We start from the raw sequence: 20695 nt of genomic DNA on the forward strand, positions 1-20695 counted from the left end.
CCGGGGTCGGCTTCCGGCGGTCCGGCGATGCCCGCGTCGGCGGGCGCTGCGCGTCCCGGTCGGGCGTCCGACCCCGCGGGCGCCGTGCCGCCCCGTCCGGTGTCCGCGCCGGTCGGCGCCGCGCCGTTCCTTCCGCCTCGCTCGGCCTCGGCTTCCGGGGGTACGGCGACGCCCGCCCCGCCGCGCTCCGTGCCACCCCGGCCCGCCACGAGCCCCGGCACCGCCCCCCACCCCGCCGCCGCCCCGTTGCCGCCCGCCACCGGTCCCGTACGACCGAGCGGTCCCGCGACGGGCGCCACCCGGGCCACCGCCCCGGCACCGGGCGCATCCGATCCGACGCCCGCCGGTTCCGGCCGCGCCCCCACCGCCCCGCTCCCGGCCCCCGTCCGTCCCTCCCGGCCCCCCGCCGCCCCGTACGGCCACCCCCGGCCCACCGCCGCCCACATCCACGGCGCTCATGCCGCCCCCGGCCCGCACCCGCACGCCGCCCGCACCCCCTTCCCGCTGCCCCCCGAGGCCCCCGTCGAGACCACCACGCGGCTCCGGCCCGTGCGGGAGCGGAGCGTCGGGCGGCTCGTCGCCGTCGCCGTCTGCGCCGTGCTCGGCGTCGGACTCATCGGGGGCGCCCTCGCCGGTACGTGGCTGGCCGCCGCCGAGCCCGGAGCGCCCGCCGAACCCCCGGGGTACGCGGAGGCCAAGGAGCTGTGGCACAACGCCCCCGTCGACAACCTCTTCCCCCGCACCCTCGTCGGCTCCGCCGGCGGCCCCGGCGGAGCGGGACGCACCTGGACCCGGATCGTCGTCGCCCCGGACGCCGCCTGCTCGCCCGCCGTCCTCGCCAAGGGCCTGCTCGCCACCCTCCGGCCGCTCGGCTGCGAGCGCGTCCTGCGCGCGACGTACACCGACGCCACCGCCAGCAGCGTGATCACCGTCGGCCTGGTCTTCACCCGCGCCGACGCCGCCGCCCAGCGCACCCTCGGCCCCGGTCTCACCACCCGCCTCGGCGCGGACGTCCCGCCGGCTCTCGCGGGGCCCGGCACCGTCGCGGCCCGCTTCGGCGCCCCGCAGCGCGCCAGCTGGTGGCTGGCCGCCCCCGCCGACCTCCCCGTCGTCGTCACCGCCGTCTCCGGCTTCGCCGACGGCCGGCCCGTCGACCGCCCGCAGCCCGCCGAGGCGGCCATGGCCAAGGGCCGTACCGACGCGGTCGCGCAGTCCGGCCTCGGCCACGAGGCCAAGGGCATCACCCTCCGGCTCGAACAGCAGCTGCGCGCGACCGTCGCCGCGATGACCGAGCGGGAGAACGCCAGGTGACCCGGACCACCCGCCTCCGCGTCCCCGCCGCCGTCCTGCTCGCCGCCGCCTTCTCCGTCCTGCCCGCCGTCACCGCGCCCGCGTACGCCGACGCCATCCGGGACCGGCAGTGGGGACTCGAAGCCCTCCACACCACGGAGGCCTGGCGCACCACCAAGGGCGAGGGCATCACCGTCGCCGTCCTCGACACCGGGGTCGACACCGAGCACCCGGACCTGGAGGGCTCGGTGCTGCCCGGCCGCGACCTCATCGGCTTCGGTGCCTCCCGGGGCGACCGTTCCTGGGCCCGGCACGGCACCGCGATGGCCGGCATCATCGCCGGTCACGGCCACGGTCCCGGCGGCGAGGACGGTGTCCTCGGTATCGCCCCCGACGCCCGGATCCTCCCCGTGCGGGTGATCCTGGAGAGCACCGACAAGGCCCGCGACAAGGCCCGCAAGGCCCGCGGCACGGCCCTCGCCGAGGGCATCCGCTGGGCCGCCGACCACGGCGCCGACGTCATCAACCTCTCCCTCGGCGACGACTCCGAGTCCGCCCACCCCGACGCGGGCGAGGACGCGGCCGTCCAGTACGCCCTGCGGAAGGGCGTCTCGGTCGTCGCCTCCGCGGGCAACGGCGGCGAGAAGGGCGACCACGTCTCCTACCCGGCCGCCTACCCCGGTGTCATCGCCGTCGCCGCCGTCGACCGCTACGGCACCCACGCCTCCTTCTCCACCCGCCGCTGGTACGCCACCGTCAGCGCCCCCGGCGTCGACATCGCCATCGCGGACCCCGACCGCCGCTACTACGAGGGCTGGGGCACCAGCGCCGCCGCCGCCTTCGTCTCCGGATCCGTCGCCCTCGTCCGCGCCGCGCACCCCGACCTCACCCCGGCGCAGGTCAAGCGGCTGCTCATCGACACCGTCCGCAGCCGGCCGAAGGGGGGCCGCAGCGACTCGAAGGGGTACGGGACGATCGACCCGGCCGCCGCGATCGCCGCCGGCGGGAAGATCAAGGGCGGCGACCCCAAGGCCACGAGTTCCGGCTATCGGGGGCGGTACTTCGGCCCCGGACCGCTGCCCCCCGCCGAGGAGAGCCGCCCCATCGGCCTGCTCGCCCCCCTCGCGGGCGGCCTCGGCGCCCTGCTGCTCCTGACCGCCGTCGTCCTGCGCCGCGCCCACCGGACCTCCTGACCACCGAAGCGGCCCCACCACACCTCCCGGCCACCGAAGCGGCCCCACCGGACCTCCCGAGGACCCGGCGGCCCGGACCTTCCAGGGGGACCGTTAGGCTCGGTGCGTGGCGCTCAAGAACATTCCGGACCCCGGTTTCTCCGACGACGACGGCACCGCCGACCCGCGGCTCGCCGCGGCCCTCGCGGCCTGGGCGGAGGACAGAACCGCCCACGGCCCCGTCCTGGAAGCCCTGCGCGACGCCCGGCTGCTCGTCCCCGTGGTCGCCGTCCTCGGCGAGGTCGAGACCGACGAGAACGGCCTGCGCCGCGAGAAGACCAGCGACATGGCGGTCCCCACCCTCACGGCCGGCGACCGGCGCGCCCTGCCCGCCTTCACCTCGATCGCCTCGCTCGCCCTGTGGGACCCGGCGGCCCGGCCGGTGGCCGTACCGCTGCCGCAGGCGCTCCAGGCCCTCGCGCACGAGAAGGCGGACACGCTCGTCCTGGACCTCGCGGGCCCGGTGCCGTACCAGCTGGCGGGACCGGCGCTGCTCGCCCTCGCCGAGGGCCGCTCCAGCGCCGACCCGCTCGACGACCCCGCCGTACGGGAAGCGGTACGGGCCGCCGTAGCCGCCGAGCCCGCCGTGCTCAGCGCCCACCTGGGTCCGGGCGCCGCCGACGGAACGCTCGCCCTGGTCCTCGACGGGGACACCTCCCCGGCGGAGGCCGCCCAGCGCGTCGCCCGCGCCCTGGCGGCCGACGAAACACTGAGGGCCCGCCTGGTGCGGGGCCTCGACCTGGCACTGCTGCCGGCCTCGGCCACCCCTCCGGGCGAGCCCTTCTACGTGAAGCGGTAGGAAACCTCTAGCCGTACACCGGTCCGGTGTACTTCTCGCCCGGCCCCTGGCCCGGCTCGTCCGGGACCAGGGAGGCCTCGCGGAAGGCGAGCTGGAGGGACTTCAGGCCGTCCCGCAGGGGAGCGGCGTGGAAGGAGGAGACCTCCGTCGCGCCGGCGTCCAGCAGACCCGCGAGGGCGTGCACCAGCTTGCGGGCCTCGTCGAGGTCCTTGTACTTGTCGCCCTCCTCGGTGAGCCCGAGCTTCACCGCGGCGGCGCTCATCAGGTTGACGGCGACGGTCACGATCACCTCGACGGCGGGGACCTCCGCGATGTCGCGGGTCATGGCGTCGAAATCGGGGGACTCGGCGGAGTCGGAGTCGGGGGAGTCCGGGGACTCGTTCTGGGGCGTCTCGCTCATGCCTCATACGATATGCCGGTCCTCGGTTAGCGCCGACCGCCGGGTCCTGCTAACCTTGTGTAATGACCGGCCGGACACGTGTGTGCCCGGCCCACAAGTGGAGGCTCCGTACTCCCACCTGACCACCCTCGCGGGTGGCGGGTCACCGGTCAGGTGGCGCCCATCGTTCCGTACGGACGATTGGAGCCGCCCGATGTGCGCCCCGCGGTAGACCGTGGTGGTGTTCCGGTATTTCTTTGGAGCCCCGCCTGTGTCCCGTCCGGGGCTTTTTTCATGCTCCGGCTCGGTTGGTCTCAGAAAACAGACGTTGCGCGTCCGTCCGCCAGGCGGTCGCGTGGTGCTACCGAGGAGGATCCATCAGCGCCGAGCCCCGCATCAACGACAGGATTCGCGTTCCCGAGGTGCGACTTGTCGGACCCAGCGGCGAGCAGGTCGGGATTGTTCCGCTTGCCAAGGCCCTGGAGCTCGCACAGGAGTACGACCTCGACCTGGTCGAGGTCGCGGCGAACGCCCGTCCGCCCGTGTGCAAGCTCATGGACTACGGGAAGTTCAAGTACGAGTCGGCCATGAAGGCCCGTGAGGCGCGCAAGAACCAGGCGCACACGGTCATCAAGGAGATGAAGCTCCGGCCGAAGATCGACCCGCACGACTACGACACCAAGAAGGGTCACGTCGTCCGGTTCCTCAAGCAGGGTGACAAGGTCAAGATCACGATCATGTTCCGTGGTCGTGAGCAGTCCCGCCCCGAGCTTGGATTCCGGCTGCTGCAGCGGCTGGCGTCGGACGTCGAGGAGCTTGGCTTCATCGAGTCCAACCCGAAGCAGGACGGCCGGAACATGATCATGGTTCTCGGCCCGCACAAGAAGAAGACCGAGGCCATGGCCGAGGCGCGTGAGGCCCAGGCCGCGCGCAAGGCCGAGCGTCAGGGCGTCTCCTCCGACGAGACGTCCGAGGCTCCGGCCGCCGAGACCGAGGTCGAGGCGACCGAGGTCGTCGAGGCCGAGGCCGTCGAGGCTCCGGCCGAGACCCCCGAGGCGTGACCCTGCGGGCTGCCATCCAGGCAGCCCCGGGCCCCGCCCCGAACCACCACACGAAGAATTGACGCTCCCGGACGTCCGGTGCCCGCACCGGGGGGAGCGCCACTGACGAGGAGATACGGCGCGATGCCGAAGAACAAGACGCACTCCGGTGCCAAGAAGCGCTTCAAGGTCACCGGCTCCGGCAAGATCCTGCGCGAGCGCGCCGGCAAGCGCCACCTGCTCGAGCACAAGTCGTCCAAGCTGACCCGTCGCCTCACCGGCAACGCGGAGATGGCCCCGGGCGACGCGGCCAAGATCAAGAAGATGCTGGGCATCTGATCTGATCACCCGCCCTCGGCGACGAGGGCTTCCGGCCAGGTCCGGGACCCATTCGTTTTTCGGGTCGTGTGAGTCCAACCACGACCCCGCTACAAGGAGTTAACAAGTGGCACGCGTCAAGCGGGCAGTCAACGCCCACAAGAAGCGCCGGGCGATCCTCGAGGCGGCCTCCGGCTACCGCGGTCAGCGTTCGCGCCTGTACCGCAAGGCCAAGGAGCAGGTCACCCACTCGCTGGTCTACAACTACAACGACCGCAAGAAGCGCAAGGGCGACTTCCGTCAGCTGTGGATCCAGCGCATCAACGCCGCTGCCCGCCAGAACGGCATGACGTACAACCGCCTCATCCAGGGTCTGAAGGCCGCCAACATCGAGGTGGACCGCAAGATCCTCGCCGAGCTGGCCGTCAACGACATCAACGCGTTCGCCGCGCTGGTCGAGGTCGCGCAGAAGGCCCTCCCGGCCGACGTCAACGCCCCGAAGGTCGCCGCCTGATCTTCCAGGCCGCAGTACCTCTGCCCGGACCCGCAGGCGCGCTCGCGTCTGCGGGTCCGGGTGCGTCCGCCCCCTGACGCACGCACCGGACCCCGACGTTCCCGGCCCCGTACGGCCGCGACGTCCCCGGACCCCGAAGCCACCCGGCCCCGAAGAGAGAACCGCCGCACCTCATGGTCACCCCCGAGCTGATCTCCCCGCGTTCCCCGCGCGTCGTCGCCGCCCGGCGGCTCGCCAAGCGCAACTTCCGGGGCAAGGACCGCCTCTTCATCGCCGAGGGCCCACAGGCCGTCCGCGAGGCCGTCGAGCACCGCGGCTCCACCGGTGAGCCCACCCTCGTCGAGCTCTTCACCACCGTCGAGGCCGCCGAGCGGTACGGCGCCATCGTCGACGCCGCCCGCGCCGCCGGAGCCCGCGTCCACTACGCCGCGGACACCGTCCTCGCCGAGGTCTCGCAGACCGTCACCCCGCAGGGGCTCGTCGGCGTCTGCCGGTTCCTCGACTCGCCGTTCGAGGACATCATCGCCGCCCGGCCCAAGCTGGTCGCCGTCCTCGCCCACGTACGCGACCCCGGGAACGCCGGCACGGTGCTGCGCTGCGCCGACGCGGCCGGCGCCGACGCCGTCGTCCTCACCGACGCCTCCGTCGACCTCTACAACCCCAAGTCCGTGCGCGCCTCCGTCGGCTCCCTCTTCCACCTTCCGGTGGCCGTGGGCGTCCCCGTCGAGCAGGCCGTCGCCGGACTGAAGGGCGCGGGCGTGCGCGTCCTCGCCGCCGACGGGGCGGGCGAGGACGACCTCGACGCCGAGCTGGACGCCGGCGCCATGGGCGGGCCCACCGCCTGGATCTTCGGCAACGAGGCCTGGGGGCTGCCCGAGGAGACCCGCGCCCTCGCCGACGCCGTCGTCCGCGTCCCCATCCACGGCAAGGCCGAGAGCCTCAACCTCGCCACCGCCGCCGCGGTCTGCCTGTACGCCTCCGCCCGCGCCCAGCGTCCCCGAACCTCCGCCTGAGGGGTCCATTCCGCCGCCCCCGCCCAGTAGAGTGACGCACTCGGGGGCCCACTGCGCTACACGGAGGGGTGGGGTACGGGGATGACGGTCGGCACGGACAGTCCCGCACAGGCACGGAGCGCCGCGCCGCACGCCCCGGAACAGCCGGGCGCGCCGGAACCACCGGGCGTCCCAGGCCCGCCGGGCGCCGAAGCACCGCCGGGCACACCGGAACCGCAGGGCACCCGTGAACCGTCCGGCGACGCCCCCGAACCGCCCGGCACCCAGGCGCCGCCGGGCGCGGCCGAGACCACCGGACTCGCCGGGGTCCACCCCGACGACCTCCCCGACGGACTCGTCGTCGCCGACGAGACCGGCCGCGTCGTCTGCTTCAACGCCGCCGCCCGACGCATCACCGCCGTCCCCGGCGACCGGGTCCTCGGCCTCCCCCTCGACGAGGCACTGCCCCTCGAAGACCTCAAGGGACGCCGCTGGTGGGCCCTGACCGACCCCTACGGGGGACTCGCCACCCGGCGCGGCCAGCCCGAGCGCAATCTGCTGCTGCCCGGCGGGCGCGAGGTCCTCGTCTCCGCCACGTACCTCCGCGAACACCCCACGGGACCCGTCCGCCGGGTCGTGGTCTGCCTGCGCGGCACCGAGGCCCGCCGCCGCACCGAACGCAGCCACGCCGAACTCATCGCCACCGTCGCCCACGAACTGCGCTCCCCGCTCACCTCCGTCAAGGGCTTCACCGCCACCCTCCTCGGCAAGTGGGAGCGGTTCAACGACGAGCAGAAGCGGCTGATGCTGGAGACCGTCGACGCCGACGCGGGCCGCATCAAGCGCCTCATCGCGGAACTCCTCGACATCTCCCGGATCGACTCGGGACGGCTCGAAGTCCGCCGCCAGCCCGTGGACATCGCCGCCGCCGTCGGCCGGCACGTCCAGGTGCACACCACGGCAGGCCAGTCACCCGACCGCTTCTTCGTCCGCATCAGGCCGGGACTGCCCCCGCTCTGGGCCGATCCCGACAAGATCGACCAGATCCTCGGCAACCTCCTGGAAAACGCGGTGCGCCACGGCGACGGAACCGTCACCATCGAGGTGGCACCCGCCACGACGTGCGACGACGGAGAAGAGGGGACGGAGGTCACCGTGAGCGACGAAGGCCCCGGCATCCCCGAGGAGTCGATGAACCGCGTCTTCACCCGCTTCTGGCGGGGCAGCAAACGCGGCGGCACCGGACTCGGCCTCTACATCGTCAAGGGCGTCGTCGAGGCCCACGGCGGCACCATCACCGTCGGCAGGGGCCCCCGAGGCGGGGCCGAGTTCCGATTTATCCTGCCCGTCGGCACCCCGGCCCACCTCCTCTGACGTCTCAGCAGGCGAGACCGTACGAGATCAGGAGCCGCCGGCCCGCCCACGGGCTCATTCGCGTCCCCGCGCCCCGTTAGACTCGTCCTTTGGCACGTTTGCGCCCTTGACGTCGAGCGGGGCCGCGCCCAGCCAAGCCAACGGAAGCACGGGAAGAGATGTCCGCACCCAATAAGTCGTACGACCCGGTTGAGGTCGAGGCACTGAAACCGGAAGAGATCGAGCGCATGCGGGACGAGGCGCTCGCCGCCTTCGCCGCCGCGGGCGACCTCGACGCGCTCGCGCAGGCGAAGACCGCGCACACCGGTGGCACCTCGCCGCTGGCGCTCGCCAACCGGGAGATCGGCGCCCTGCCCCCGCAGGCCAAGGCCGCCGCCGGCAAGATCGTGGGCCAGGCCCGCGGTGCCGTCTCCAAGGCGCTCGCCGCCCGGCAGACCGAGCTGGAGGCCGAGCGCGACGCGCGCGTCCTGGTCGAGGAGGCCGTCGACGTCACCCTGCCGTACGACCGCGTCCCGGCCGGTGCCCGGCACCCGCTGACCACGCTCATGGAGCGCGTCTCCGACGTCTTCGTCTCCATGGGGTACGAGGTCGCCGAGGGCCCCGAGGTCGAGGCGGAGTGGTTCAACTTCGACGCCCTCAACTTCGTCCCGGACCACCCGGCGCGCCAGATGCAGGACACCTTCTTCGTCGAGGGGCCGGAAGGCACCACGGGCGACGAGTCCGGCGTCGTGCTGCGCACCCACACGTCGCCGGTCCAGGCCCGCACGCTCATCGACCGGGAGCCCCCGGTCTACGTCGTGTGCCCCGGCCGCGTCTACCGCACCGACGAGCTCGACGCCACGCACACCCCGGTCTTCCACCAGATCGAGCTGCTCGCCGTCGACGAGGGCCTGACGATGGCCGACCTCAAGGGCACCCTGGACCACATGGTCCAGGCGCTCTTCGGCCCGGACATGAAGACCCGGCTCCGCCCGAACTTCTTCCCGTTCACCGAGCCGTCGGCAGAGATGGACATGCTCTGCTACGTCTGCCGCGGCGAGTCCGTCGGCAACCCGGACCGCCCCTGCCGCACCTGCGGCAGCGAGGGCTGGATCGAGCTGGGCGGCTGCGGCATGGTCAACCCGAAGGTGCTCGTCGCCTGCGGTGTGGACCCCGAGAAGTACAGCGGATTCGCCTTCGGGTTCGGCATCGAACGGATGCTGATGTTCCGCCACAACGTCGACGACATGCGAGACATGGTCGAGGGTGACGTCCGGTTCACCCGGCCGTTCGGGATGGAGATCTGATGCGGGTCCCGCTTTCTTGGCTGCGGGAGTACGTCGACCTGCCGGCGACGGAGACCGGCCGCGACGTCCAGGCCAAACTCGTCTCCGCGGGCCTCGAGGTCGAGACCGTCGAGAAGCTCGGCGCAGGCCTCACCGGCCCGCTGGCGGTCGGCAAGGTCCTCACCATCGAGGAGCTGACGGACTTCAAGAAGCCCATCCGCTTCTGCACCGTCGACGTCGGGCAGGCCAACGGCACCGGCGAGCCCCAGGAGATCATCTGCGGCGCCCGGAACTTCGCCGTCGGCGACAAGGTCGTCGTGGCGCTGCCCGGCGCCGTGCTCCCCGGTGACTTCCGGATCGCCGAGCGCAAGACGTACGGCCGCGTCTCCCGGGGCATGATCTGCTCCGGCGACGAGCTCGGCATGGGCGACGACGGCACGCACGGCATCATCGTGCTGCCGCCGGAGCACGAGGTCGGCACCGACGCCACGGTCCTCCTGGAGCTGTTCGACGAGGTCCTCGACATCGCCGTCACCCCGGACCGGGGCTACTGCCTCTCGATGCGCGGCGTCGCCCGTGAGACGGCCACCGCCTACGGGCTGCCGCTGCGCGACCCGGCGCTCCTCGACGTGCCCGCGCCCAACTCGTACGGCTACCCGGTCCAGGTCACCGACCCGATCGGCTGCGACCGCTTCACCGCGCGCACCGTCGTCGGCCTGGCGCCCGAGGCCCGCTCCCCGATCTGGCTGCAGCGCCGCCTCCAGAAGGCCGGCATGCGCCCGATCTCGCTGGCCGTGGACGTCACCAACTACGTGATGCTGGAGCTCGGCCAGCCGCTGCACGCCTACGACCGCAACCGGCTCGACGGCCCCATCGGGGTCCGCCGCGCCGAGGCCGGCGAGAAGATCACCACGCTCGACGGCACCGTGCGCGTCCTGGACGCCGCGGACCTGGTCATCACCGACAACCGCGGCCCGATCGGCATCGCGGGCGTCATGGGCGGCGCCAACACCGAGATCGCCGACCCCGAGACCGACCCGGAGACCGGCTACATCACCGGCACCTCCGAGGTCGTCATCGAGGCCGCGCACTTCGACCCGATCTCGATCGCCCGCACCGCCCGCCGCCACAAGCTGTCCTCGGAGGCGTCCAAGCGCTTCGAGCGCGGCGTCGACCCGCAGGCCGGGGCCGCCGCCGCGCAGCGCACCGTCGACCTGCTCGTCCTGCTCGCGGGCGGTACGGCCGAGGCCGGCGTCACCGAGATCAGCGCCCCGTCCGCGCCGCGCACGATCACCCTGCCGGCGAACCACCCGGACAAGGTCGCGGGCGTCGACTACGGCCGCGAGACCGTCGTCCGCCGCCTCCAGGAGGTCGGCTGCGACGTCTACGGCCAGGACGAGCTCGTCGTCACCGTGCCCTCGTGGCGCCCCGACCTCAACGAGCCCAACGACCTCGCCGAAGAGGTCATCCGGCTGGAGGGCTACGAGAACCTGCCCTCCACCCTGCCGAAGCCCCCGGCCGGCCGCGGGCTCACCGAGCGCCAGCGCAACCACCGCCGGGTGGGCCGCGCCCTGGCCGGCGCCGGATACGTCGAGGCCCTGAACTACCCGTTCATCGGCGAGCAGGCCCTCGACAACCTCGGCCTCGACGCGGACGACGCCCGTCGCCGCCTCGTGAAGCTGGTCAACCCGCTCTCGGACGAGGAGCCCGCGCTCCGTACGACGCTGCTCCCGGGCCTGCTCGGCGCGCTCCGCCGCAACGACAGCCGCGGCAGCCACGACCTGGCGCTCTTCGAGACGGGTCTGGTCTTCCGGCCCGAGGGCGCGCCCGGCGTCGCCGTCCGTCTCGGCGTCGACCGGCGTCCGACCGACGAGGAGATCGCCGAGGTCAACGCCGCGCTGCCCGCGCAGCCGCGCCGCGCCGCCGTCGTCCTCGCCGGTGCGCGCGAGCAGGCCGGCTGGTGGGGCAAGGGCCGCCCGTCCGACTGGGCGGACGCGATCGAGGCCGGCCGGACCGTGGCCGCCGAGGCCGGGGTCGAGCTGATCATCAGCGCCGACCTGCACGCCCCGTGGCACCCGGGCCGCTGCGCCGCGTTCCACGTCGAGGTGGACGGCGAGAAGGTCCTCGTCGGCCACGCCGGCGAGCTCCACCCGCGCGTGGTCAAGGCCTTCGGTCTGCCGGCCCGCACCTGCGCGATGGAGATCGACCTGGACCTCCTGGAGAAGGCGAACGAGGGCCCGCTCAAGGCCCCCCGTATCTCCTCCTTCCCGGTGGCCACCCAGGACGTCGCCCTGGTCGTCGCGGGCGAGGTCCCGGCCGCCGAGGTCGAGGCCGCCCTCCGCGAGGGCGCGGGCGAACTCCTGGAGTCCGTCCGGCTGTTCGACGTCTACACCGGCGACCAGCTCGACGAGGGCACCAAGTCCCTGGCGTACGCCCTGAAGTTCCGCGCCCCGGACCGCACCCTCACGGTCGACGAGGCCAGCGCGGCCCGAGACGCGGCCGTCGCCCTGGCGACCGAACGCACGGGCGCCACCCTGCGCGGCGCCTGACCGGCGAGCACGACAGGAAGGAGGGCCGCCCCGGGAATCCCCGGGGCGGCCCTCCGTCGTTCCCGGACCCTGCCGTCGACAAACGTACGGACGGGACCGGTACGCCCGTTCGCGTGGCGGAGCCCTGGCGGAGGGCGGCGGGGTGGGGGCGGTCACTCCTTCGGGTGAGATCGTCGGGGGGTGTTCCGTGGTGGGGTGCGCGGTCGGCAGAATCGACGCGGCCGCAGGGGCGGACACCTGTGGGCCGCAGGGCCTTCGGGCGCTGGCGGGGCTCGGGAAGGGCCGTGCATGATCCGTACGAGGTCGTTGGTCTCCGATGGCTCCCGGCTCCGCCGGCTGGCCCCGCTCGTTCTTCCCGCCACATGGGGTGCGGTGGCCGTGGCATGGAAGTTCGGCTGTCCGCTGGCCCGGCAGCCGGGGCTGCCCATGCGGATCGCCACCAGCGTCGTCTTCCTCACCGTCGGCATCGGTCTGGTCCTGGGACTCCGGTGGGGGCTCGTCCGCGAGCTGGCCCGGGTGCGGGCCGTCGCGGTCGCCACGCAACGGGTCCTGCTGCGTCCGCCGCCCGCCCGGATCGACGGACTCGCGCTGGCCGCCGGGCAGTTGTCCGCCTCCCGGGGCGCCTCCGTCGGCGGTGACCTGTACGAGGCGGTCGCCACCCCCTACGGGGTGCGGATGGTCATCGGGGACGTACGGGGGCACGGGCTCGCCGCACTCGGCGCGGTGGTCGCCGTGCTCGGGAGCTTCCGCGAGGCCGCGCACGACGAACCCGAGCTCGGCGGAGTGCTGCGCCGGCTGGAACGGGCCCTGGAGCGGCACCTCCGCGAGCGTGCGGGAGAGGAGCACCCGGCACGGTCCGGGACGGCGCCGGAGCATCCCGTGGCGGAGGAGTTCGTGACGCTGCTGCTCCTGGAGGTCGGGCCCGACGGGCGCCTGTCGGTCCTCAACTGCGGTCACCCCGGCCCGTACCGCGTCGGGCGGACGGCGGAACGGCTTCCGGTCGGCGAGCCCTTGCCCCCGCTCGGAGTCCTGCCGCTGCCCGCCGTGCTCACCCCGTACACCGGCGCCCGGCTGCTGCCCGGCGAGACGCTCGTCCTCCACACCGACGGCGCGGAGGAGGCCCGTGACCAGCGTGGCCGGTTCTTCGCGCTCGACACCGCGCTGGCCGGGACGCCCGGCGAGGCGCCCGCCGCCCTCGTCCGCCGCGTCCACACCGCCCTGCTGCGGCACACGGGCGGCCGGCTCGGCGACGACGTCGCCCTGCTCGTCGTACGGAACGACCGCGTCCGGGTTCCGGCGCAGCCCGCCGAACCCGGGCTGCGCCGCCCCCGGCCCGCCCCCTCCTCCCACTGCTGAGCGGAGGGGGCCGGGGCCGGCGCCGCCCGCCCCGCCACGGAGTGTCGGGCAGATCAGCGGGGCGGGCGACGCGGACCGGGCGGCCGCACTGTACGAGGGGGAGCCGGCGGCCCGGTCGTCGCCTTGCGGCGAGATGCACAGTCAACCGGTACGGGGACGAGCGCGGCAGAGTACGCGGACCGGAAGAACGAGTACTTGGTTCACACCCCGTGCGAAACCGCCGGAAGCGGTGTCGGGTCGAGGGGTGTGGTTCGTACGGGTTCGGCCCGTACGAATTCGGCCACCGCTACGCTGAGTTCACCGAGCGACCGGAGCGGCCATGCAGCCCAACACCTTGCTCGACGCCCTGCTCGACGAAGCGGGCGTCTCGAACGCCGGACTCGCCGCCCATGTGAACCGGGTCGGCCGGTCCAGGGGCCTTGCCCTGCGTTACGAACACACCGCCGTGGCGCGCTGGCTGAAGGGCCAGCGGCCGCGCGGCCAGGTGCCCGACCTGATCTGCGAGGTGCTGGCCGCCCGGCTGCACCGGCAGGTGACCCTGGACGACATCGGCTTCGGGGGGCCGGGCGGACCGCTGCCGGCGGTCGGCTCGCCGCTTTCCGGTTTCGTGGAGCGGGCGGCCGCGCTGTGGCGTTCCGACGAGCAGCAGCGGCCGCACATAGTGGGAGCGCCCGCCGTGACCGGCACCCCGGCGGTGATGCCGGTGTGGGAGTGGGAGAACCCGCCGGAGGACATGGACGTCTCCCGGGTCGGGCGGACCTCGGTCTCGGAGACCGACATCGCCGTGCTGAGCGCTGCCCGGTCCCACTACGAGCAGATGTACCGCAAGGCCGGGGGCATCGCGACGCGGGCCAGGATCGTCGGCTTCCTCACCTCCGAGACCGCGCCGCTGCTGCGGGGCTCGTACAGCGACGCGCTCGGCCGCAGGCTGCACCGTGCCACCGGTGCTCTCGTGGCGGTGGCGGGCATCTGCGCCTACGACGCGGACGCCCACGGCCTCGCCCAGCGCTACTTCCACCAGGCGCTGCGGCTCGCGAAGGCGAGCGGGGACCGGGGGCTCGGCGCCTATGTGATCGCGCTGCTGGTCAACCAGTCGCTGTTCATGGGGGAGTACCGGCAGGCGGTGGCGTTCGCGGAGGCGGCGCTCCGGGCGGCGGGGCGGCAGATCACCCCGGCGCTCGCCGCCGATCTGACGGCGATGCAGGCGAAGGCGTACGCGCATCTGGGCGACGGCGTCGCCGCGCTGGCCTGCATCCGGCGGGCCGAGACGGCGGCGGAGCGGATCAGCCCGGGGGAGGAGCCGGCCGAGACCGGTTATGTCCAGCCGGGGTTCGTCAACGTCCAGGTCGCCGAGGCGCTCCTCGGTCTGGGTGATCTCTCGGCCGCCCACGAGCACGCGTCGACGGCGGTGGGGACCCCCTCGCACGACCGGGGCCGGGTGCACCGGCTCGCGATGCTGTGCCAGATCCAGCTGAGCCAGGGGGAGTCGGACGCGGCGGCGCGCACGGCGGTCGAGATGACGGAGCGGGCGCGGGGGATGGAGTCGCGGCGGCTGCGGGACCGGCTGCGGCAGGTCCGGGCGCGGCTGCTCGCGAGTGGCGGGGGTGAGGCCCGGGACGCGGCGGCTCTCATCGACGGGACGTTGCGCGTTCCCCTGTGAGCCTCGAACTGCTGCGATATTGCCACCAAACAAGCACCGACCAGTCGGAAGGTGGCAAGAACGTGCAGTGGACGAAACTGAGCGAACGCTCTGTGTATGAGAATCGCTGGTTCCAAGTGAACCTCGCGGACGTCGAACTCCCGGACGGCCGCCACCTCGACCACTATCTGATCCGGCTCCGTCCGGTCGCCGTCGCCACGGCGGTCAACGAAGCCGACGAAGTCCTGATGCTCTGGCGCCACCGCTTCATCACCGACAGCTGGGGCTGGGAACTGGCCGCCGGTGTCGTCGAGGACGGGGAGGACGTCGAGAAGGCGGCCGCCCGCGAGATGGAGGAGGAGACCGGCTGGCGGCCGGGGCCGCTGCGCCATCTCCTCACCGTCGAACCGTCCAACGGCCTCACCGACGCCCGGCACCACCTGTACTGGTCCGAGGAGGCCACGTACACCGGACCGCCGCAGGACGACTTCGAGTCCTCGCGGCGGGCCTGGGTCCCGCTCAAACAGGTCCCGGACATGATCGCCCGGGGCGAGATCCCGGCCGCCAACATGGCCGCCGGACTGCTGATGCTCCACCATCTGCGGCTCGGCTGACCGGCCGGCCCGGCCGACCGGCCGGGTCCCGCAGACGCCGGACGGCCCGTACCTGTGCGGGTGTACGGGCCGTCCGGACGGGCGCGGAGTGCGCCGGGGGGAGGGATCAGGGGTACGGGTAGAAGCCCGAGCCCGACTTCCGGCCGAGCCGGCCCGCGTCCACCATGCGCTGGAGCAGCGGGGGAGCGGCGTACAGCGGCTCCTTGAACTCGGCGTACATCGAGTCGGCGATCGACGCGATCGTGTCCAGACCGATCAGGTCCGAGAGCTTCAGCGGGCCCATCGGGTGGGCGCAGCCGAACTCCATGCCGTTGTCGATGTCGTCGCGGCTGGCGATGCCCGACTCGAACATCCGGATCGCGGAGAGCAGGTACGGCACCAGCAGCGCGTTGACCACGAAACCGGAACGGTCCTGCGCGCGGATGGCGTGCTTCCCGAGCGTCTTCTCGGCGAAGGCCTGCGCCCGGCTGATCGTGCCCTCGGAGGTGGTGAGGGCCGGGATCAGCTCGACGAGCTTCTGCACCGGGGCCGGGTTGAAGAAGTGGATGCCGATGACCATGTCGGGGCGGGAGGTCGCCACGGCCAGCTTCACCAGCGGGATGGAGGAGGTGTTCGAGGCCAGGATGGCGTCCGGGCGGGTCATCACCTGGTCGAGCACCTGGAAGATCTCGGTCTTGACCTGCTCGTTCTCCACGACCGCCTCGATGACGAGGTCACGGTCGGCGAACTCGCCGAGGTCGGTGGTGAAGCTGAGGCGCGCGAGCGTCGCGTCCCGCTCCTCCTCGCTGATCTTGCCGCGTTCGGCGGCCTTGGCCAGCGAGTTGTAGAGCCGTGTGCGGCCGATCTCCAGCGCCTCGCCGGTGGTCTCGGCGACCTTCACCTCAAGGCCGCTCCGGGCACACACCTCTGCGATGCCCGCGCCCATCTGGCCGCAGCCCACCACTCCGACGCGCTCAATGTCGGCCATGGAGTCCGTCACCTCGTGCCTTTCGCTCTTCTCTGGCGGCGGGGGCCCGTGTGATTCCGGTGTGTCCGCCTCGACCCCACGACGTTACCGCTCATTAACCGATGATCGATCGTCCGGGGCGGGCATGCTGTCCGGGTGCGTGTGACGTATCCGACACAGGAGGGGTACAAGTGCGGCCTTTCGGCAGAAGAGGATTCGTGACGGGTGCCGCGGGAGCGGCGATGGCCGTGACGGGCGCGGGAGCGGGGGTGGCGGCGGGGTTCGGGGTCGCGGCGGCTTCCGCCGCGTCCGGACCGGAAGGGCCGGTCCCGCCCGTACCGGCCGAGCGGCGCGGTCCGGGCGGTGGCGGAGTGCCTCGGCGGCGGCAGTTCCGGGGTGTGTGGATCGCCACGGTCGCCAACCGTGACTGGCCCTCCCGCGCGGGTCTGACCGCCGAGGCGCAGCGCGCCGAGCTCCTCGCCCACCTGGACACCGCCGTCGAGCGCCGGCTGAACGCCGTCGTCCTCCAGGTCCGGCCGACCGCCGACGCGCTCTGGCCCTCGCCGTACGAGCCGTGGGCGCAGTGCCTCACCGGGACGCAGGGCCGCGATCCCGGCTGGGACCCGCTGGGCACGGCGGTCGAGGAGGCGCACGCGCGCGGCCTCGAACTGCACGCCTGGTTCAACCCGTACCGGGTGGCGAACCACACGGATCCGACCCGGCTCGTCGCCGACCACCCGGCCCGGCTGCACCCCGAGTGGGTGCTGCCCTACGGCGGCAAGCTCTACTACAACCCGGGGCTCCCCGAGGTCCGGGCGTTCGTCCAGGACGCGATGCTCGACGCGCTGCGGCGCTACGACATCGACGCCGTGCACTGGGACGACTACTTCTACCCGTACCCGGTGGCCGGGCAGCTCTTCGCCGACGACGAGGCGTTCGCGCGGTACGGCGGCGACTTCCCCGACAAGGCGTCCTGGCGGCGGAACAACACGGACCTGCTGGTCTCCGGCATGGCCGCGCGGATCAAGGAGATCAAACGCCACGTGGCCTTCGGGGTGAGCCCCTTCGGGGTCTGGCGGAACATCGCCACCGACCCGGAGGGCTCGGACACCCGCGCGGGCGTGCAGACCTACGACGACCTGTACGCCGACACCCGGACGTGGATCCGGGAGGGCTGGCTGGACTACGTCGTGCCGCAGCTGTACTGGAACATCGGCCTGCCCGCCGCCGACTACGCGAAGCTGCTTCCCTGGTGGGACGCGGTCGTACGGGGCACCGGCGTCGGCCTCTACATCGGCGAGGCGCTCTACAAGGCCGGCGACCCCGCGCAGCCCGCGGCCTGGCAGGACCCGAAGGAACTGTCACGGCACCTGGACCTCGCGGCCGAGCACCCCTCGGTGGCGGGCCACTGCTTCTTCGCGGCGAAGGAGGTCGCGGTGGACCCGATCGGGGCGATGAGCACCGTCGTGGCGGACCACTACCCGACCAGGGTCCGCGCGCCGAGGTTCCGTCCGGACGGGTTCCGTCCGGAGGGTTTCCGTCCGCCGGGATGGGGAGGTCGGGGGTAGCGGGGCGTCGGGCGTCCCGGCTTCGGCGTCGGCTTCCGCCGGCGCCGGGGCCTTCGCGTCGGCCGCCTCGGGGCGGGGCCCGTCGGCTCAGCCGATTCCCGTCTCCGGATGGTGGCGTACGACGGTGTCGGGGCCCGGCGACATCAGGGCCTCGTGGCCGTCGTCGTCGAACTTCACGCGGTACGGGGGCATGCCGTTCTCCCCCAGTACCTGAAGGACCTCGGCCGTACGGTCGTGGTGACCGACGGTCCGGCCGTGCACCAGCAGTTTGTCGCCCACGTTCGCCTGCATCGGGGTGACCTCCTCGCGACCGGGCTTGTCCTACTCGGAGTCTACGTCTGCCATTGTGACCCGGGTCACCCCGATTCGTCGCGTCAGCTCTTCGCCCGCTGCGTGACGGCGATGCAGACCAGCACGGCCACCGCCGCGAGCGGGGCGGCGAGCGGCAGCGTCTCGCCGAGCAGGAAGACCGACCAGAACAGGGTGAGGAGCGGCTGCGCCAGCTGGAGCTGGCTCGCCTTCGGGATGCCGATCGACGCCATGCCCCGGTACCAGACGTACAGGCCGAAGAAGGTGGAGCCGGCGGCCACCCAGATCAGGCCGATGACGCCGTGGGCGTTCAGGTGCACCGGTTCCACGGTGAGGGCCACGGCCGAGCCGGCCACCATCAGGGGCAGGCAGAGGATCAGGGCCCAGCCGATGACCTGCCAGCCGGGCATGAGCCGGGCGAGACGGCCGCCCTCGGTGTAGCCGGCGGCGCACACGAGCAGCGCGCCGAACAGGTACAGGTCGCCCTGCGACACGGCGCCGCCGCTCTGCTGGAGCGTGAAGGCGATGACCACGACCGCGCCGGCGACGGCGGCGCCCCAGAAGGTGCGGGACGGGCGGCGGCCGGTCCGCAGCGCGGCGAGGGTGGCCGTGGTGAGCGGCAGCAGGCCGACGACGACGGCGGCGTGCGAGGTGGTGGACGTCTGCAGGGCCAGCGTCGTCAGGAGCGGGAAGCCGATGACGACACCGCCGGCGACCACCGCGAGGCCCGCCCAGTGGCGCCGCTCCGGCAGCGGCACCCGGCCGACGAGGAGGAAGGCGCCCGCGATGAGGGCGGCGAGCGTGGAACGAACCGTCACCAGGGACCAGGGGCCGAAGCTCTCCAGGCCCCAGACGGTCGACGGGAAGGTGAGCGAGAAGGAGACCACGCCGAGAACGGCGAGCAGGGTGCCGCGGCGCAGCGGGTCGACGGCGCTCGGGGCGGCGGCGCCGGTCGTGCGCGGGGCGGTGGTGGCGCTTTCGGCGGTGGCGGTGACCGCTATCGTCGAGGTGGCAGTAGCGCTATTCTTTGTTCTCATGAATGAGCGTAGCAGTGTCGCGGAGCTGGCGCAGTCCCTGCGGGGGGAGTTGAACCGCTACTCACCTGGTGGAAAGCTGCCGTCCAGCCGGACGCTCGTCGAGCGCTATCGGGTCTCTCCGGTGACCGTTACCCGCGCCCTCGCCCAGCTCGCCGCCGAGGGGCTCGTCGTCACCCGCCCCGGCGCCGGTGCCTTCCGGGCCGAGCCCCGGACCTCCGCACCCGCCACCGGGGACACCTCCTGGCAGGAGCTCGCGCTCAGCGCCGACACCGCCACCGAACTCGTGCCCCGGGCCGTCGACGCCTCCGGCGTCCTCGTCACCCTCGCCGCGCCGCCGCCCGGCGTGGTCGAGTTCAACGGCGGCTACCTCCACCCCTCCCTCCAGCCGGAGCGGGCCCTCGCCGCCGCCCTCGCCCGCGCCGGGCGGCGCCCCGGCGCCTGGGGGAGGCCGCCGACCGACGGCCTGCCCGAACTGCGCGAATGGTTCGCCCGCGAGATCGGCGGCGGCGTCACGGCCGCCGAGATCCTGATCACCGCGGGCGGCCAGTCCGCCATCACCACCGCCCTGCGCGCCCTCGCGCCGCCCGGCACCCCCGTCCTCGTGGAGTCGCCCACCTACCCGGGCATGCTCGCCGTCGCCCGCGCCGCCGGGCTCCGGCCCGTCCCCGTCCCCGCCGACGCCGACGGGGTCCGCCCCGAACTCCTCGAAGCCGCGTTCCGCGCCACCGGCGCCCGGGTCTTCGTCTGCCAGCCGCTCTTCCAGAACCCGACCGGGGCCGTCCTCGCCCCGGAACGGCGCCGCGAGGTCGTCCGCATCGCCCGCGCCGCCGGCGCCTTCGTCGTCGAGGACGACTTCGCCCGCCGCCTCGTCCACGAGGACGCGCCGCCGCTCCCCGCGCCGCTCGCCGCCGACGACCCCGACGGCGTCGTCGTCCACGTCTGCTCGCTGACGAAGATCACCTCACCCAACCTCCGGGTCGGCGCCCTGGCCGCCCGGGGCCCGGTCCTGGAGCGGCTCCGCGCCATCCAGGTCGTCGACAGCTTCTTCGTGCCCCGGCCGCTCCAGGAGGCCGCGCTCGAACTCGTCGGCTCGCCCGCCTGGCACCGTCATCTGCGCGCCGTCTGCCAGGAACTCAAGAGCCGCCGTGACGTCCTGACCGGCGCGGTAGCCCGCCGGCTGCCCGAGCTCGCCCTGCCCCACGTGCCCTACGGCGGCTACCACCTCTGGCTCCGGCTCCCCGACACCGTGCCCGAGGCCGCGCTGCTCGCCGCCGCCCTGCGGACCGGGGTCGCCGCCGCACCCGGCCGCCCCTACTTCTGCGCCGAGCCCCCCGCCGGCCACATCCGGCTGAGTTTCGCGGGTGTCGCGGGCCCCACCGAGATCGCGGAAGGGGTGCGCCGCCTGCGGACGGCCCTCGACGAGCTCACCGCCTGAACACCGGGGCCGGCCGGCGGACCCCGCCTCCCCAGGCCC

General features: G+C 73.6%; 19 protein-coding genes. 15 read left to right on the forward strand and 4 right to left on the reverse strand.

Annotated elements, in window-relative coordinates; all coding sequences use genetic code 11:
- Positions 1-189 precede the first annotated feature (189 nt).
- From ASD33_RS28005 to ASD33_RS28015, 3 genes are all read left to right on the forward strand, one after another.
- Positions 190-1311 carry a hypothetical protein gene (locus ASD33_RS28005; protein ID WP_277922102.1) on the forward strand — a complete coding sequence of 374 codons (1122 nt, stop codon included), beginning with the start codon at positions 190-192 and terminating at the stop codon, positions 1309-1311.
- Positions 1308-2483: a type VII secretion-associated serine protease mycosin gene (mycP, locus tag ASD33_RS28010; protein ID WP_056566469.1), complete on the forward strand. Its 1176-nt coding sequence runs from the start codon at positions 1308-1310 to the stop codon at positions 2481-2483. Before ASD33_RS28005 ends, mycP begins: the two co-directional genes overlap by 4 nt.
- 106 nt (positions 2484-2589) lie before the next feature.
- Entirely contained in the window at positions 2590-3321 is a 732-nt protein-coding gene (locus ASD33_RS28015) for an SseB family protein (protein ID WP_056566473.1), read from the forward strand.
- Between the two features lie 7 nt (positions 3322-3328).
- On the opposite strand, the gene ASD33_RS28020 is transcribed toward ASD33_RS28015, so the two are convergent.
- Positions 3329-3721, reverse strand: a complete 393-nt coding sequence (locus ASD33_RS28020; protein ID WP_056566478.1) for a DUF1844 domain-containing protein — start codon at positions 3719-3721, stop codon at positions 3329-3331.
- 287 nt (positions 3722-4008) lie between these two features.
- Here ASD33_RS28020 and infC point away from each other — a divergent pair, with 287 nt between their 5' ends.
- The 10 genes from infC (at position 4009) to ASD33_RS28070 (ending at position 15361) form a co-directional block, all read left to right on the forward strand.
- The gene (infC, locus tag ASD33_RS28025) at positions 4009-4761 is read left to right on the forward strand and encodes a translation initiation factor IF-3 (RefSeq protein ID WP_079045063.1); all 753 of its coding nucleotides are present in this window, start codon (positions 4009-4011) and stop codon (positions 4759-4761) included.
- 123 nt (positions 4762-4884) lie between these two features.
- Positions 4885-5079, forward strand: a complete 195-nt coding sequence (rpmI, locus tag ASD33_RS28030) for a 50S ribosomal protein L35 (RefSeq protein WP_015032399.1) — start codon at positions 4885-4887, stop codon at positions 5077-5079.
- A gap of 106 nt (positions 5080-5185) precedes the next feature.
- Complete coding sequence (rplT, locus tag ASD33_RS28035) at positions 5186-5572, forward strand: 50S ribosomal protein L20 (protein WP_056566486.1); 387 nt, start codon at positions 5186-5188, stop codon at positions 5570-5572.
- A 173-nt stretch (positions 5573-5745) separates the two neighbouring features.
- Complete coding sequence (locus tag ASD33_RS28040) at positions 5746-6585, forward strand: RNA methyltransferase (RefSeq protein ID WP_056566488.1); 840 nt, start codon at positions 5746-5748, stop codon at positions 6583-6585.
- A gap of 81 nt (positions 6586-6666) precedes the next feature.
- Entirely contained in the window at positions 6667-7938 is a 1272-nt protein-coding gene (locus tag ASD33_RS28045) for an ATP-binding protein (protein ID WP_056566490.1), read from the forward strand.
- Between the two features lie 158 nt (positions 7939-8096).
- A complete protein-coding gene (pheS, locus tag ASD33_RS28050) occupies positions 8097-9224 on the forward strand; it encodes a phenylalanine--tRNA ligase subunit alpha (RefSeq protein WP_056566493.1) in 1128 nt (375 codons plus the stop codon).
- Complete coding sequence (gene pheT / locus ASD33_RS28055) at positions 9224-11752, forward strand: phenylalanine--tRNA ligase subunit beta (protein WP_056566496.1); 2529 nt, start codon at positions 9224-9226, stop codon at positions 11750-11752. The genes pheS and pheT overlap by 1 nt, the downstream gene beginning before the upstream one ends.
- A 288-nt stretch (positions 11753-12040) precedes the next feature.
- Positions 12041-13108, forward strand: coding sequence for a PP2C family protein-serine/threonine phosphatase (locus tag ASD33_RS28060; RefSeq protein ID WP_056566499.1), 1068 nt, complete (start codon positions 12041-12043; stop codon positions 13106-13108).
- Positions 13109-13427: 319 nt separating this feature from the next.
- Positions 13428-14768 carry a hypothetical protein gene (locus tag ASD33_RS28065; RefSeq protein WP_056566502.1) on the forward strand — a complete coding sequence of 447 codons (1341 nt, stop codon included), beginning with the start codon at positions 13428-13430 and terminating at the stop codon, positions 14766-14768.
- 62 nt (positions 14769-14830) lie between these two features.
- Positions 14831-15361 carry an NUDIX hydrolase gene (locus tag ASD33_RS28070; RefSeq protein ID WP_199863601.1) on the forward strand — a complete coding sequence of 177 codons (531 nt, stop codon included), beginning with the start codon at positions 14831-14833 and terminating at the stop codon, positions 15359-15361.
- 106 nt (positions 15362-15467) lie between these two features.
- On the opposite strand, the gene ASD33_RS28075 is transcribed toward ASD33_RS28070, so the two are convergent.
- Positions 15468-16328, reverse strand: coding sequence for a 3-hydroxybutyryl-CoA dehydrogenase (locus ASD33_RS28075; RefSeq protein WP_056566507.1), 861 nt, complete (start codon positions 16326-16328; stop codon positions 15468-15470).
- Between the two features lie 197 nt (positions 16329-16525).
- Between ASD33_RS28075 and ASD33_RS28080 the strand changes: the two genes are divergently transcribed.
- On the forward strand, positions 16526-17875 hold the full coding sequence (locus ASD33_RS28080) for a family 10 glycosylhydrolase (RefSeq protein WP_242427177.1): 1350 nt from the start codon (positions 16526-16528) through the stop codon (positions 17873-17875).
- Between the two features lie 87 nt (positions 17876-17962).
- Here the strand turns inward: ASD33_RS28080 and ASD33_RS28085 are convergent, their stop codons facing one another.
- Positions 17963-18166 carry a DUF1918 domain-containing protein gene (locus ASD33_RS28085; RefSeq protein ID WP_056566510.1) on the reverse strand — a complete coding sequence of 68 codons (204 nt, stop codon included), beginning with the start codon at positions 18164-18166 and terminating at the stop codon, positions 17963-17965.
- A gap of 83 nt (positions 18167-18249) precedes the next feature.
- Complete coding sequence (locus tag ASD33_RS28090; protein WP_079045065.1) at positions 18250-19221, reverse strand: DMT family transporter; 972 nt, start codon at positions 19219-19221, stop codon at positions 18250-18252.
- On the opposite strand from ASD33_RS28090, the gene ASD33_RS28095 reads away from it, so the two are divergent.
- The gene (locus ASD33_RS28095; protein ID WP_063991995.1) at positions 19220-20656 is read left to right on the forward strand and encodes a PLP-dependent aminotransferase family protein; all 1437 of its coding nucleotides are present in this window, start codon (positions 19220-19222) and stop codon (positions 20654-20656) included. The genes ASD33_RS28090 and ASD33_RS28095 overlap by 2 nt on opposite strands.
- Positions 20657-20695 lie beyond the last annotated feature (39 nt).

This window comes from Streptomyces sp. Root1304, from assembly GCF_001426405.1.
Classification (GTDB): domain Bacteria; phylum Actinomycetota; class Actinomycetes; order Streptomycetales; family Streptomycetaceae; genus Streptomyces.

Excerpts from the sequence above, each read along its gene's own strand:
- ASD33_RS28065 (WP_056566502.1), top strand. The coding sequence starts at position 13,428 with ATGCAGCCCAACACCTTGCTCGACGCCCTGCTCGACGAAGCGGGCGTC.
- ASD33_RS28075 (WP_056566507.1), bottom strand. The coding sequence starts at position 16,328 with ATGGCCGACATTGAGCGCGTCGGAGTGGTGGGCTGCGGCCAGATGGGC.
- ASD33_RS28090 (WP_079045065.1), bottom strand. The coding sequence starts at position 19,221 with ATGAGAACAAAGAATAGCGCTACTGCCACCTCGACGATAGCGGTCACC.
- ASD33_RS28060 (WP_056566499.1), top strand. The coding sequence starts at position 12,041 with ATGATCCGTACGAGGTCGTTGGTCTCCGATGGCTCCCGGCTCCGCCGG.
- ASD33_RS28040 (WP_056566488.1), top strand. The coding sequence starts at position 5,746 with ATGGTCACCCCCGAGCTGATCTCCCCGCGTTCCCCGCGCGTCGTCGCC.
- rpmI (WP_015032399.1), top strand. The coding sequence starts at position 4,885 with ATGCCGAAGAACAAGACGCACTCCGGTGCCAAGAAGCGCTTCAAGGTC.
- ASD33_RS28095 (WP_063991995.1), top strand. The coding sequence starts at position 19,220 with ATGAATGAGCGTAGCAGTGTCGCGGAGCTGGCGCAGTCCCTGCGGGGG.
- ASD33_RS28045 (WP_056566490.1), top strand. The coding sequence starts at position 6,667 with ATGACGGTCGGCACGGACAGTCCCGCACAGGCACGGAGCGCCGCGCCG.
- pheT (WP_056566496.1), top strand. The coding sequence starts at position 9,224 with ATGCGGGTCCCGCTTTCTTGGCTGCGGGAGTACGTCGACCTGCCGGCG.
- ASD33_RS28085 (WP_056566510.1), bottom strand. The coding sequence starts at position 18,166 with ATGCAGGCGAACGTGGGCGACAAACTGCTGGTGCACGGCCGGACCGTC.
- ASD33_RS28020 (WP_056566478.1), bottom strand. The coding sequence starts at position 3,721 with ATGAGCGAGACGCCCCAGAACGAGTCCCCGGACTCCCCCGACTCCGAC.
- pheS (WP_056566493.1), top strand. The coding sequence starts at position 8,097 with ATGTCCGCACCCAATAAGTCGTACGACCCGGTTGAGGTCGAGGCACTG.